The 12,544-nt window shown below is 57.8% G+C and carries 13 protein-coding genes; 10 read left to right on the forward strand and 3 right to left on the reverse strand.

Annotated elements, in window-relative coordinates:
• Positions 1–202: 202 nt before the first annotated feature.
• Together WC859_04880 and WC859_04885 are read right to left on the reverse strand one after the other, a co-directional pair.
• A complete protein-coding gene (locus tag WC859_04880) occupies positions 203–1,261 on the reverse strand; it encodes a dipeptide epimerase (protein MFA5975483.1) in 1,059 nt (352 codons plus the stop codon).
• 5 nt (positions 1,262–1,266) lie between these two features.
• Entirely contained in the window at positions 1,267–2,235 is a 969-nt protein-coding gene (locus WC859_04885) for an NlpC/P60 family protein (protein ID MFA5975484.1), read from the reverse strand.
• Positions 2,236–2,443: 208 nt separating this feature from the next.
• On the opposite strand from WC859_04885, the gene WC859_04890 reads away from it, so the two are divergent.
• The 10 genes from WC859_04890 to WC859_04935 all read left to right on the forward strand — a co-directional run bounded on the left by WC859_04890 (position 2,444) and on the right by WC859_04935 (position 11,914).
• Entirely contained in the window at positions 2,444–2,938 is a 495-nt protein-coding gene (locus tag WC859_04890) for a MarR family transcriptional regulator (GenBank protein MFA5975485.1), read from the forward strand.
• The gene (locus tag WC859_04895) at positions 2,935–4,413 is read left to right on the forward strand and encodes a TolC family protein (protein MFA5975486.1); all 1,479 of its coding nucleotides are present in this window, start codon (positions 2,935–2,937) and stop codon (positions 4,411–4,413) included. The genes WC859_04890 and WC859_04895 overlap by 4 nt, the downstream gene beginning before the upstream one ends.
• Before the next feature lie 17 nt (positions 4,414–4,430).
• The gene (locus WC859_04900; GenBank protein MFA5975487.1) at positions 4,431–5,198 is read left to right on the forward strand and encodes an HlyD family efflux transporter periplasmic adaptor subunit; all 768 of its coding nucleotides are present in this window, start codon (positions 4,431–4,433) and stop codon (positions 5,196–5,198) included.
• 6 nt (positions 5,199–5,204) lie between these two features.
• Positions 5,205–5,942 carry an ABC transporter ATP-binding protein gene (locus WC859_04905; protein ID MFA5975488.1) on the forward strand — a complete coding sequence of 246 codons (738 nt, stop codon included), beginning with the start codon at positions 5,205–5,207 and terminating at the stop codon, positions 5,940–5,942.
• Entirely contained in the window at positions 5,939–6,859 is a 921-nt protein-coding gene (locus WC859_04910; GenBank protein MFA5975489.1) for an ABC transporter ATP-binding protein, read from the forward strand. The genes WC859_04905 and WC859_04910 overlap by 4 nt, the downstream gene beginning before the upstream one ends.
• A complete protein-coding gene (locus WC859_04915; protein MFA5975490.1) occupies positions 6,856–7,977 on the forward strand; it encodes an ABC transporter permease in 1,122 nt (373 codons plus the stop codon). Before WC859_04910 ends, WC859_04915 begins: the two co-directional genes overlap by 4 nt.
• On the forward strand, positions 7,974–9,077 hold the full coding sequence (locus WC859_04920) for an ABC transporter permease (protein ID MFA5975491.1): 1,104 nt from the start codon (positions 7,974–7,976) through the stop codon (positions 9,075–9,077). The genes WC859_04915 and WC859_04920 overlap by 4 nt, the downstream gene beginning before the upstream one ends.
• Before the next feature lie 476 nt (positions 9,078–9,553).
• Positions 9,554–10,192 (forward strand): formyltransferase family protein, encoded by a 639-nt coding sequence (locus WC859_04925; GenBank protein MFA5975492.1) that lies wholly within the window; start codon positions 9,554–9,556, stop codon positions 10,190–10,192.
• Positions 10,193–10,892: 700 nt separating this feature from the next.
• Entirely contained in the window at positions 10,893–11,234 is a 342-nt protein-coding gene (locus tag WC859_04930; protein ID MFA5975493.1) for a hypothetical protein, read from the forward strand.
• A gap of 362 nt (positions 11,235–11,596) precedes the next feature.
• The gene (locus tag WC859_04935) at positions 11,597–11,914 is read left to right on the forward strand and encodes a transcriptional regulator (GenBank protein MFA5975494.1); all 318 of its coding nucleotides are present in this window, start codon (positions 11,597–11,599) and stop codon (positions 11,912–11,914) included.
• A 1-nt stretch (position 11,915) separates the two neighbouring features.
• Here WC859_04935 and WC859_04940 read toward each other — a convergent pair whose 3' ends face one another.
• On the reverse strand, positions 11,916–12,491 hold the full coding sequence (locus WC859_04940; GenBank protein MFA5975495.1) for a hypothetical protein: 576 nt from the start codon (positions 12,489–12,491) through the stop codon (positions 11,916–11,918).
• Positions 12,492–12,544: the final 53 nt, after the last annotated feature.

Below are 12,544 nucleotides of genomic sequence, written 5' to 3' on the forward strand. Positions count from 1 at the left end.
CGGTTCCGGCTTACCGACCCGTGGCGCGCGGTTTCTTTTTCGACGTCTCGGCTCAGACCAGCCCGCGAACTAGTGGAACGCTCCTGGAGGTCGCCTCTGGCGACCAAGCCAGCGCGGTCTGAGCCGTCTTCGCCGAGACATCGGAGAAACCGCAAGCCACTCTCGGAAAGCCGGAACCGCCCCTTCCCAGGGCCCTCTCACATTACATTCCAATTCCTGGGCCGATGCCCCGGACCGAAAGATGGGGGCCGCGGATCGTAAAGCCTCCACGGAGCGGCCGTGAATCCAGCAGGAAAACCGAGTCCAGATCCACCCAATCAAAGACGCCGGTGCCGCAGGCCAGATGAACGCTGGCCGCCAGGCCGAGTTTGGACTCCTCCATACACCCGATGCTCAGTCGCTTTTTGAATCGTTTTGCTACGCGAATAATCTCCAGTGCTCCCAATATGCCGCTTTTTGCGATTTTGATGTTGACGCCGTCAGCAGCGCCGGTTTTAAAAACCCGTTCAGCGTCAGCCGCGGTTCGAACGGACTCATCAGCCAGGAGGGGGAGCCAGCATTGTTTTCTGAAGAGTCGCGCTGAACGCAAGTCATGGCGGGGAAATGGTTGTTCAAAAAAGACCACGGGAATCTTCTCCTGGATGACTTGCTTGCCAAAGGCCAGCGCTTCCGAGAGCCGGAACCCTTGATTCCCATCAGCGACAAGTTTGGTTCGGGGCGCCGCTTTTCGGACGGCTCGAACCCTTTCATGGTCTTTTTGAGCGTGACCGGAGAGCTTAACTTTGAGCCGCCGGAAACCGCGTCGCGTCGCGGCCTTGGCAGATCTGTAAAGGTCATCCGGCGATCCGACCGACAACGTGAAATCTGTTTCAATGATTGTTTTTTCTCCACCCAAAAAATGTGAGAGCGATTGACCGGTCCACCGCGTGTAAACATCCAGGAGCGCGCATTCCATTGCTGCCGTAGCAGTCGGATGCTTGGCGTGGTGTCGCCAACAGCGGGCAATAAGGGAACGATAGGTTTCAATCGGCTGCCCGCCTAAATCGTGCGCCATCGTTTGAAGGACGCGCTTCATGGTCTTTTGCGACTGGTCCGGCATGGCGATGGAAGAGGAAGCTTCCGCTTTCCCGCGCGTGCCATCGGATAAGCGGATAATTATCTGGACGTTATCGGTCCTGGTCTTATGACCGGCCGCGGTGACAAAAGGGTTTTTCAGGGGGAAAGAGACAGGAATGATGTTGGTGGATTGAATAACTGGCAAAGACGTCATTGCGGCAGATATCGGCCAAACGTGATAACGCGTTTTCCGACCACGTCGCCGGATTCGATTTCCTCTATCGGTTTACCGAATTTTTCCCGTCCGCGGATCCGGTGAACGACCTGACTGGTTTGGGGGGCTTCGATCAGCCAGTCTTTTCCTTCGTAGAGAGAGACATGCGTAATTTTGTCCGGCTGATCCGCCCGGGCCGAAAAGATCAGATCCGCCGGCTGGAGCTGAGCGCGCCGGATTTTTTCAGCGCGCAGGTGTTGTTCCATGGAATCGCGCGGCACAATGACTCCGTTCAGCCGGTAGCTCAGATGCACGAGGCCTGAACAATCCACTCCCGCTAGCCGCATCTGGCCGGTGGGGTCTGCGGGAGAGAGGCCTCCCCAGACATACGGATCTCCCACAAAAAGCAGCGCAGTCACCAGAATCTGTCGTCGCCACCGATGCGGCGGCCATTTTCCGGAAAGGGAATGCAACTGCTTAGAACGGACCCATCCGGTGCGGCCGTTGTAAAGGTCGATTTTCATCCAGCCGAGACGTTCCTGGAGCCGACAGACTTTTGCGCTCAGCGGCAGCCGTAGGAGGAGTGTGTCGCCGGGCCGGTCATAAACGGAAGCCCATTTTGCGCTCACAACATGGGTGGGTGGTTTCGAAACGGTTGCCGTGCTCAGCGACGTGGCCTGAACCCATCCCGGGTAGCCTTCCCAGCGGTTGTTGTGCGTAAACTCCGGCTGCTCCAACGCTTCGATGAACAGCCAGGTTCCGCTGGATTCCTTGACGACAACAGATTCGCCGAACAATACCTGGGTTTCCTGCCAATCGTCGGATTCTCCGGCTGTGGGCAAAAAAGGAGATCGTCGCACATCGGCGACCGGAGTTTGGACGACAGCGGTGTTGAAGGGTTGCGCCCGGATCGGGGAAATCCACAGAAGGCTACTCAACAGCATCGCAACCAGAAAGCGGTTCATTTTTCTCCGTCATCCCCCGCGGGTTCTGGCGGGGGATCTATGCATCAATGATGGATCCGCCAGACGTCTGGCGGATGACGACTGTACGACTCTCTTATAGCATGAGTCTTGAGCGCCTGTCACTTTCCTCCAGCCCGTTGACAAGCCCCAGAAAGTCTGCTATATATATAATCAGCAATACAAACAATATATACCACTGACTATTAGAATGAAACCTCGACGATTGACGATCAACCCTTCCCAGCCGGTATCGGACCCGCTCCTTCCGCGGGGGCTGATGGCGCGCATCGGGTATTTGCTGAACCGGCCGGCGCTGCAGATCCGCCAGAGGGCGCAGGGGATCCTGTCGCCGATGGGGCTGATCCCTCCTCATGTGGCTGTTTTGTCGACTCTGCATACCGAAGGGCCTCTGACCCAGCGGGCCCTGGGGCAATGGTTGAAGATCGATCCCACCACCATGGTGTGGTTGATCGACGCTCTCGAAAAGAAAGGAGTGGTTCGCCGGGACGCGCATCCCCAAGACCGCCGGGCCTATCTGATCAAGCTGACGCCTTCGGGAGAGGCTCTTTTCCGCCAGGCCAACAAGCAGCTGGACCAGATGGACAAGGAATTTTTAGCGCCGTTATCGAAAAACGAGCAAGGCGATCTTCGGCGGTTGCTCATCAAGCTGTTTCGAAATTTGACCACACAGGGGTTTAAATGAAACGCCGAAAAGATGAAGGCCGCAACATCTCTACCCTCACCCCGACCCTCCCCCTCAACAGGGGGAGGGAGCCGATAGAGCGGAAGTCGTTCCTTCTCCCTGTTGAGGGAGAAGGTGGCCGGAGGCCGGATGAGGGGCGATACCCAGTCATTGTTTTTATTGTGGTATTGCTTTTGTCAGGCAACGCTGTCGCCGCTACGCCCCATTTTGCTTTGAGCCTGTCCAGCGCCGAAACCGCGGCGCTGGCGTACTCGCCCCGCCTGAAAGCCGCGGCGGAGCAGATCGCGGCCTCCCGTGATCGTGCGGACAGCCAGAGGGCGCTCCTGATCCCGCGATTAACACTGGATGGTTCCTATAAATATGTGACGGAAGTGCCGGAGATGCGCGGCACGGCGTATGGGGCCCATCGAAACACCTCCATTGGGCCCACGCTCACCTGGACGCTCTGGGACCAGGGCGCCCTTTATAAGGGATGGCGAAGCCAGCTCTCCCTGGTGCAATCCCAGAAGGATGCGGAAGCTCTGGCGCGTAACCAGATACTACTGGGGTCGCGGCTTGCCTATTTTCAGGTGCAGCTGGCCCTGGAACAGGTGCGGCTCATCGGGGACTTTATGAACCTGGCGGAGTCCCAGTATCAGGACATCCGCAAGCGTTTGTCCGCGGGTTCGGCCAGCCGTGTGGACGCGTTGTCCGCCCATCAGGAGGTCCTCAGCCGCCGGAAGGATTTTCGCCAGGCGCAGGCGGATCTGGCCTCTGCTTTGCATGAACTGCTGACACTCACCGGCAACACTACGTCCTATGACCTCTCCCGGGTCGTGGATGGGCGCGTGGCTTCTTCCTTGCCGGCTTATACCGGATCCCCGACCCTGCTTCTGGAGCTTGATCCCCTGTCACCTTGCCCGGTAGAGCTGGCCGCGGCGGCAAAGCGTGACTTTGATGCGGTGCATCCGCAGCTCCGGATGTATTCGGATCAGGCCGAGGCGAACCGTTTAAGTGCCAAGAGCCTGTCCGCCGGGCGATGGCCGAAAATTCTGCTCTCCGGACGCTCCAGTTATGACTACCCCAACGGCCCGGTGCTGGAAACCGTCCAGCAGAACGCGGTGTCCTTGTCCGCCAGTGTTCCACTTTTCGAAGCCTCAAAAACCCAGCGGGAGACTGATGAGCAAAACCGGCGCGCGGCTGCGGCTGAGGCGACTCGCCAACAATCGTTTGATGAATTACGCCGGGATTGGTTTAAAGCCCGCGATCAGTATGGGGCTCTGCGCGATCAGGAGGCTCTGGACCGGGAGTCTGTTTCTGAAACCGGGGAAATCAGCCGGCTCAAGTATCTCATGTATAAGGAGGGCGGCCTGACCTTCCTTGAAGTTGAAAACGCCAATCTGAAGGCGCTGCAGTCCAAGGTGACGGCGGCGCTGACGCAGGCCCAGATGCTCATCCGTTTGGCGACGCTGGACAGCCTGTCCGCGCATCGGTGATTTAAAGGAGTTTAATTATGGCCATTGACGATGAAAACAAAACAAAAAAGAGTCCCTTGAAGAAAATTCTTCTCGTGGGAGTCCTTCTTGCCGCGGGTGTGGCGATCAAAATGATTTTCTTTCGCCATACCTTTCTCTACGCCGGGACGCTGGAGGCGACGAAGGTGGATCTCTCCGCGCAATTGGCTTCGGCGATCGCCGCGGTGAAAGTTCAGGAGGGGGATACGGTGATGTCGGGACAAGAACTGGTGACCCTCACGTGTGACGATGTTAAGGTGGCGGCGGGTCTTGCCCGGGCCAATTACGATCGCAGCCTGCGCCTGTATAAATCCGGCACCGTTTCCCAGGAGGTCTGGGACCAGGTCCGCAGCCGGAAAGAGGATTCGGATGTCCGCATGAGCTGGTGTTCGGTCCAGTCTCCGATAAGCGGGACGGTGCTCAGCCGCTACCGCGAGCCTGGGGAGTGGGTCACCCCCGGCACCAAACTTCTGACGCTCGCCAATATCCGAGAGATCTGGGCTTATATCTATGTCTCCCAGGCCGACGTGGCCCACCTTAAGCCCGGGATGAAGTTGAAGGGTACGCTTCCGGAGTTAAACAACCGCGAGTTTGAGGGGATGATTCTCAAGATCAATGATGAGGCGGAGTTTACCCCCAAGAATGTCCAGACGCAGGCAGAGCGCACGCGTCTGGTCTTTGGTGTGAAAGTAAGTTTCCAGGAATCCAACACGGAAGAAATTTTAAAACCCGGCATGACCATCGAGGTGGCCCTTCCCAAGGGCTAGGATGTCGTGGATGATCCCTTTTCTATCACCGTCCAAAACGTCCAAAAAAACTTCGGACCTACCATTGCGCTGGCCAACGTCTCCCTGACGTTTGAGGCTGGGTTGATGCACGGGGTGATCGGCCCCGAAGGCGCGGGAAAAACAACCCTCATGCGTCTCCTTCTCGGGCTCATGAAACCCGGTTCCGGCCGCATCACGTACTCCCGCGGCGGCCGTCCGGTTGATTTTGAAGCCATCCGGGCGCAGGTCGCCTACATGCCCCAGCAGCAGAGCCTTTACTCCGACCTTTCCATCGACGAGCACCTGGATTTTTTTCGAGCCCTCTACAGCATCCCGCCGGAAGCTTACCAGACCCGGCGTCAGGAGCTTCTGCATCTGACGCGCTTGACCGAGTTCATCCACCGGCCCGCCGGCCATTTGTCCGGCGGGATGTATAAAAAGCTCGGCCTGATGTGCGCGCTCCTGCGCTCGCCCCAGGCGATCCTGCTGGACGAGCCGACCAACGGCGTGGACCCGATCAGCCGGCGGGAGTTCTGGGACCTGCTGTATCGCCTCTCCGATCAGAAAATCCTGATTCTGGTAACCACCGCCTACATGGATGAAGCGGAGCGCTGTTCGCGGGTGCATCTGATGGAACGGGGTCAGGTGGTAGCGGTCGGTGAGCCGCGGGAGCTTCTGGCCCGGGAAGGCGCTGCCGGCTTTGATGAATTGTTCATCCGGCGGGCGGCGGAGAAGAATCAATGAGCGACGTCACCGTAGACGTGCGTGAGCTAGTCGTCAAATTCGGGGATTTTACCGCGGTCAACCGGATTACCTTTGCCGTGAACCGCGGCGAGATTTTTGGTTTTCTGGGCGCCAACGGTGCCGGCAAGACCACGACGATCCGCGTGCTCTGCGGGCTTCTCCGGCCGACGTCTGGTGACGTTCGTGTGGCCGGCATCGGTTTCGATCATGGCGAACTCGCGATTAAATCCAAGGTCGGCTACATGTCGCAGAAATTCACGCTCTATAACGATTTGACGGTCGGCGAGAACCTCGATTTTATCGCCAGCCTGCGGAAGCTGGACCGGGAGGTGTATTTAAAGCGGCGCCAGGAACTGTTCGATTTTATTTCCTTCGACCAATCGCCGGCGTCCATCGTTCAGGATCTTTCGGGCGGGATCAAACAGCAAGTCTCTCTGGCCGCTGCGCTGCTGCATGATCCGGAGATTGTGTTTCTGGATGAACCCACCGCCGGGGTGGCGCCCGCGGCGCGCGAGCGGTTCTGGCGGCTGATTCAGCGCCTGGCCGGTCTCGGCAAAACGGTCTTTGTGACGACTCACTACATGGATGAGGCGGAACAATGCGGACGAATCGCCCTGATGCGGGAGGGCAAGATCGTTGTCACTGACAGCCCGGCCAACCTGAAAAAGACGTTATTCCCCAAAGCGGTCCTCGAGTTTGAACCGGCGGGGAATCTCAGCTTTTTGGAAATCGCCGCCCTGGAGCACCACGAAGCGTTTTCATTTTTTGAACCCTACGGCCGGCGGTTCCATGCGGCGATCGGAAGTGACGCCATCTGGGAAAAGGTCCGCCCGGAGTTTGAGAAAAAGTTTCATATCCGTCCCATCCCGCCTTCTCTGGAAGATGTATTTATCCGTGCGGTGGAGGGGGGATCATGACTCCTTCCTTTGTGTGGGCGCGGGCCTGGGCGGTGGCGCGCAAGGAAGTGTTCCACATCCGGAGGGATCCCTTTACTCTCACGCTCGCTTTGGGCCTGCCGGTCCTGATGGTCCTGGTTTATGGTTTTGCCATGGACTTCAACGTGAAGAACGTTCCCTTGTCTGTCAGCGACTCCGACCGCACCCAGGCTTCCCGCCGGTTAATAGACTTGTTCACCAGCTCCCATTACTTTCTCGTCAATCCCTCCGGCTCGATGGCTGAGGCGGTTCAGGATGTGACGGCGGAGCACGCCAAAGCCTGTCTGATCATCCCGCCCCGTTTTGAAAAGGATCTCCTGGCCGGCCGGGGGGCTGAGGCGCAGATCCTTCTGGATGGAGCGGATAACTCCACCGTTGGACCGGTGGCGGGATATCTTAATGGGATCCAGACAATGGCTTCTCAGCGGATCGGCGGTTTTGACCCCCCGAAGCTCTATGAACTCCGGACGCGCTTCCTCTTTAATCCGGAGCTCAACAGCCGGTGGTTCGTGATTCCGGGTCTGACGGTCGTGGTGATGGCGATTCTGTCCATCATGCTGACCGCCCTCACCGTGGCGCGCGAGTGGGAAAACGGTTCCATGGAGCTGCTGCTCTCAACGCCGATCCAGCCGCTGGAGATTATCGTCGGCAAGCTCGCTCCGTACGCGGTTCTGGGAATCACGGCCCAGGTGTTTGTGTACGTGATCGCGCGGACGGTTTTCCAGGTGCCGTTTGTCGGGAACCTGGCTGTTTTCGCGCTGGGGTGTGTGCTGTGTCTGGGCACCTATCTGGCCCAGGGGATTTTAATCTCCGTGATCGCGCGCAAGCCGCAGGTGGCAATGCAGTTTTCCATGCTCTCGGGGATGCTGCCGACCAACCTGCTCTCCGGATTCGTCTTCCCGATCGCCAGCATGCCGCTGGTCTTCCGTTATCTGACGATGATTTTTCCGGCGCGGTGGTTCATGACGATTTCCCGGGATACGTACCTCAAGGGATCCAGCCTGCTGGAACTGAGCGGGGCCTTCTTGATGTTGACACTTTTCTGCGGGGGGATGATCCTGGCGGCCACGCGCCGTTTTAAGAGAGACCTGGAACCATGATCAACCGGACGCTCATCGGTTTTGTTAAAAAGGAGCTCACCCAGGCGCTGCGCGACCCGCGGATGAAATTCATTTTGTTTCTGGTTCCCACCGTCCAGTTGACGCTCTTCGGGGTGGCGATCTCCAGCGAAGTCAAAAACATCCGCCTGGCCGTGGTCTTTGATTCCAAAGACACGGTGATGCGCGACATTTATGAGCGAAGCCTCGCCAGCGGGTGGTTCATTCCGGCTCGGACATCGGGAGAGAATCCGTTTACGATGATTCAGGATGGGAAGGCGGATGCGGTGCTCTTGCCGCCGCCGGGCGGTTTCACGCGGGCCCTCGGGCGCGGAGATGCCAAACTGCAGCTCCTGGTGGAATCGACCAACGTCACCCAGGCGCAAGCGGTTGAAAATTATATGCAGGCCATTGTCCGGCAGACGGTGCGGGATGATCTTCGGCTCACGCTGCCGGAGCCTCCGATCCGCTTTGATGTTCGCGTCCTGTTCAACCCGTCGTTGCAGTCGGTCATCTTCATGGTGCCGGGCGTGATGTGCATGGTCATGCTGATGACCACGATGATTCTTACCAACGTGGCGATCGTACGCGAAAAAGAGATGGGCACGTTTGAAATGCTCATTTCCGCGCCGGTGTCCCGGGCCGAAGTCATCTACGGGAAAACGATTCCCTATGTCGTGATCGGCATGGCCGGACTGCCGCTCCTGTTAGGCGTCGCGATATTGGTGTTTCATGTCCCGATGAGGGGGTCCTTTTGGGTTCTGAGTGGGGCGTCATTGGCCTTTGTCTGTACAACGGTAGCGATCGGAACGCTGATTTCTACCTTTTGCCAGAACCAGCAGCAGGCAAGCATGGCCGGCTTTCTGGTCATGTTCCCATTCTTGATGTTCTCGGGACTCTTTTTCCCGATCGAAAATATGCCGGGGTCCATCCGGTGGATGGCGTATCTGGATCCGCTGGCCCATTACCTGGGTCTTTTGCGTAACATTATGCTCAAAGGCGGAGACGTCCGGTATGTGGGGGTGCACGTGGCTTCCCTGGCCGCCATGGCGGTGGCGAGTATTGTCATCAGCTTCCGGCGGTTCCATACCACGCTGGGGTAGGGAGGGAGCCGCCCTGGATTTCCGACCCGTGGCGTGCGGTTTCTTTTTCGGCGATTCGGCTCAGACCGCCCGCGAACTCGTGGAATGCTCCTGGAGTTCGCCTTTGGCGACCGAGCCAGCGCGGGCGTAAAGCGTCTTCGCCGAATCGCTTGAAACCGCAAGGCCACTCTCGTAAACCCAGGGCGGCTCCCTCCTCTTGAAGATATATGCATCCGGAGACCCAGGGAGGGGTCTGCTGGAGGCGACCCTCTGAGGCGCGACGGACCGGACCCGAGGTTATTGACCGGCGATGGCTGGTTCACCGAAGGTGAACTAAAAAGGGTATTCCCCTAGTTTCGCCGGGCTTCGGGTCCGGGACGGCGATAAACGCCGAAGCCTAGTCGCCGGAAGAAGGCCCCTCCCTGGGTCTCCGGAAACGCTCCTTGCCAATGGTGAAGGGCGAAGAACCGGAATAGATTTGCTATAAAGGAAGCGGCATGATTATTACGATTCTCTCTGACGCGGAAAGCTGGAAAAACGCCTACATCCCGGAACTGATTCACGATTTAAAAGCGCGGAAGCATCGCGTGCGATGGGTTCATCGCGCGGCAGATGTTCCACTTGGCGAACTGGCCTTTATTCTTGGATTTTTCCAGATCGTTCCCTCAAAAGTCCTCTCCCGGAATAAGCACAATCTGGTTGTCCACGAAAGTCGGTTGCCCAAAGGCCGGGGATGGTCTCCTATGACTTGGCAAGTGCTCGAAGGGTCTAACCGGATTCACCTGACGCTTTTTGAAGCGGTGGAAAAAGTGGACGCCGGGACCGTCTATCTGCGTGGAGAGGTTCCGCTCAAAGGGCATGAGCTCCTGGTGGAAATCCGCGAAAAGACCATTCGGGAAATGCTGCGGCTCTGCCGGACGTTTGTGAAACAATACCCGGCCCTGATCGCTCGCGGGAAGCCTCAGACAGGCCGGCCAACTTTTTACGCGCGGCGAAAAGCCTCTGACAGCCGGCTGGACCCCCGGAAATCCATTGAAAAGCAGTTCAATCTTCTCCGCATGGTCGATAACGAAAGTTACCCGGCCTTCTTCGAACTCAAAGGCCACACCTACCGCCTCAAAATCGAAAAGAAATAATTGGATTCGTAGGGGCGCACCGCTGTGCGCCCGCAGCTCTTGGTTTGCCCCGCGGTCTCTGGCGGCCCCGACCTCCCGTTGCCGTTTTGCTTGACGGGGCTGCACCGACTGTTTGACTCAACAGGTGGACGGTGCGGGGGGATCCATCAAGTGGTGCTCGGTGCGCCGCCCCGCACATCGCGCTCCAACCGGCCTGACAGCTCCGTCTTGTCCGCTCGAGCAGCCTGCGGAACTCAGCGCCAGAAGTCTGGCGCTTCAGACAGTCCTCGGCTGACCCGCTCTCGCTCCCAAGCCGCAGGCCTCACGTCGCGCTTCTGCGCAGGGCGGCCCCCTCGCAATAAAGATGATCCCTTTTGGGAACCACCGGCCGTTCTGTTGCGGGGGTCCGATTTTGACTTAACTGGTAGGTCGCCCTTACCGTTGGAGAACATACCGATTGTGACACGTTCGTACACCCTCCGAATGCCGAAGTATCATCACCGCCGATACGCCGCCGCCCTAACGGGCCGATAAACGGTGGTGTCGAACACCACACCAGCGGTGTGCTATCACCTGGATCCGCCATGATCTACGGAAAGACGATTTTACGTGAAATCACGTCGTTGATGGGCTCGCGTCGGAAATGGTGTAATCTTGACAGTTGTGTGTTGACCGGGAGGCGCTGGCGCGCTCTCGCGTAACCGTAGGAGGATCAATAGCCATGGATATCTTCCTGAGCCATAGTAACCACGCCGACGACTTGCCTCTGATTAATATGCTGTCATTGGCTTTTAAGGTGCTCGGAATCAATCTCCACGTTGTCGAACGAGCTCCGCGCCCCGGCAAAGCTATCGGAGAGAAGATCGTTCAGACAATGGACGCCTGCGACGAGGTGCTTGTCCTGTATACGAATCATGCTCAGGGACGCCAAGATGTTGAGGCTGAAATCGGTTTGGCCAAGGCCAGCAGCAGGCCGGCTCCTCCCGTTTTCATTACGGAATTCCCGGCGAATAAGCCAGCTCTCGTTCAGGGCTGTGAGGAGGGGGTGAGGGGACGGGGGTGAGGGGACGTAGTTGCAGCTTTGCATCTTCGATCGCTGCCCACCTGGTCATCTGCCCGGCAATCACTCCCGCGCCAACAACCTAATTGCCTAAGAACGTCCCTGGTGTTCCCGTCAGATGGCGCCCGGAGAGGGTGTCTCACGAGGTGTCTCAAAGAGTGTCCCACTTTGCCAGAAGTGTCTCAAATGAGACACCTCCAAGAACGCATCTAAAATAAGACCAATTTGAATGTGGGGGTGTATCAAGGTGTTTCAGAGGTGTCTCACCGGTTGGGGGCATGGGGCGTTGTCTCCTTGCTGAATTGTCTATTATAATATACAGTCTTCAGGTTCCCTTACTAGATGGATTATCTCAGGAGAATCACATGAAACCAATGATCAATCATCGAAAATTCCTTCTTGAAGATCTGAAAGATCCGGCTGAAGCAGCCGGATACCTGAATGCTGTCCTGGAAACCGGACACCGGGACGCCTTTCTTTCTGCTTTACGGGATGTCGCGGCGGCGCAGGGGGGGCTTTCCAAGCTGGCTCGCCAAACCAAACTTCATCGCCAAACAATCCATCGCATGCTCTCCAAAAATGGCAACCCTGAAATCGTCAGCTTGGAAAAAGTCCTCGAAGCCATGGGCCTGCGGTTCTTTGTTGGTGTTAACCCGTCTGCGAAACTTCCCCGAGCTGCCTGAATCAGGGTTTTGGGGCGGGGAATTGGTCGATGGCTTTGTTGAGGGCCCGATTGAGCTCGGGATAATTGCAAGCCACGTCGCGCAGGTCTTCGAAACGGGAACGGCCTTCTTCCATTGCCTTGGCGGTGCTTCCTTCCTTCCGGACATAACCGTTAATAAAAAGAATTCCTGCCTGAACGTAAATCGTGGCGGCCTGGTGGCGTTCGGCGCGAAGTTTCTTGCGGGCGCTCTTGGTGCGGCGCCGAATCGTCATCAAGTCATCATACGCCTCCAGCGCGGTGTCGGAGGAGGCTTCAAATTCGCCTTTGTCCGAGAGGGCCTGCGCCCGCGCCAGCTCTTCGCGGGCCAGATCATAAGCGGGTTTTTCAGGGAAGTTGGTGACGGGTGTTACGGGTTGCGTCGACCGGTACAGCGCCGCGTTGCGGGGGATAATGCCTTTTTCCTCACCTTCCTCATCGGGGGGTGCGGATTCCTCCTCCTGTCCCTGAGGCGCCGGAACAGGCGCGTCTTCTTCCGCGGCCCGGACAACGGGAGCCACGGCCATCAGCCAGAGGAAAGTCAGGAGCCAGCGGTTCATGCGAATGCGAGTATTATATAATCGGTGCCAACCTTTAGCACGATCGGCTGAAT

It is taken from the genome of Elusimicrobiota bacterium (genome assembly GCA_041660185.1).
Classification (GTDB): Bacteria; Elusimicrobiota; Elusimicrobia; order 2-01-FULL-59-12; family 2-01-FULL-59-12; genus JBAZWU01.

Coding starts and splice junctions, on each gene's coding strand:
- WC859_04885 (MFA5975484.1), bottom strand. CDS start 2,235: ATGAACCGCTTTCTGGTTGCGATGCTGTTGAGTAGCCTTCTGTGGATT.
- WC859_04890 (MFA5975485.1), top strand. CDS start 2,444: ATGAAACCTCGACGATTGACGATCAACCCTTCCCAGCCGGTATCGGAC.
- WC859_04895 (MFA5975486.1), top strand. CDS start 2,935: ATGAAACGCCGAAAAGATGAAGGCCGCAACATCTCTACCCTCACCCCG.
- WC859_04900 (MFA5975487.1), top strand. CDS start 4,431: ATGGCCATTGACGATGAAAACAAAACAAAAAAGAGTCCCTTGAAGAAA.
- WC859_04910 (MFA5975489.1), top strand. CDS start 5,939: ATGAGCGACGTCACCGTAGACGTGCGTGAGCTAGTCGTCAAATTCGGG.
- WC859_04915 (MFA5975490.1), top strand. CDS start 6,856: ATGACTCCTTCCTTTGTGTGGGCGCGGGCCTGGGCGGTGGCGCGCAAG.
- WC859_04920 (MFA5975491.1), top strand. CDS start 7,974: ATGATCAACCGGACGCTCATCGGTTTTGTTAAAAAGGAGCTCACCCAG.
- WC859_04925 (MFA5975492.1), top strand. CDS start 9,554: ATGATTATTACGATTCTCTCTGACGCGGAAAGCTGGAAAAACGCCTAC.
- WC859_04930 (MFA5975493.1), top strand. CDS start 10,893: ATGGATATCTTCCTGAGCCATAGTAACCACGCCGACGACTTGCCTCTG.
- WC859_04935 (MFA5975494.1), top strand. CDS start 11,597: ATGAAACCAATGATCAATCATCGAAAATTCCTTCTTGAAGATCTGAAA.
- WC859_04940 (MFA5975495.1), bottom strand. CDS start 12,491: ATGAACCGCTGGCTCCTGACTTTCCTCTGGCTGATGGCCGTGGCTCCC.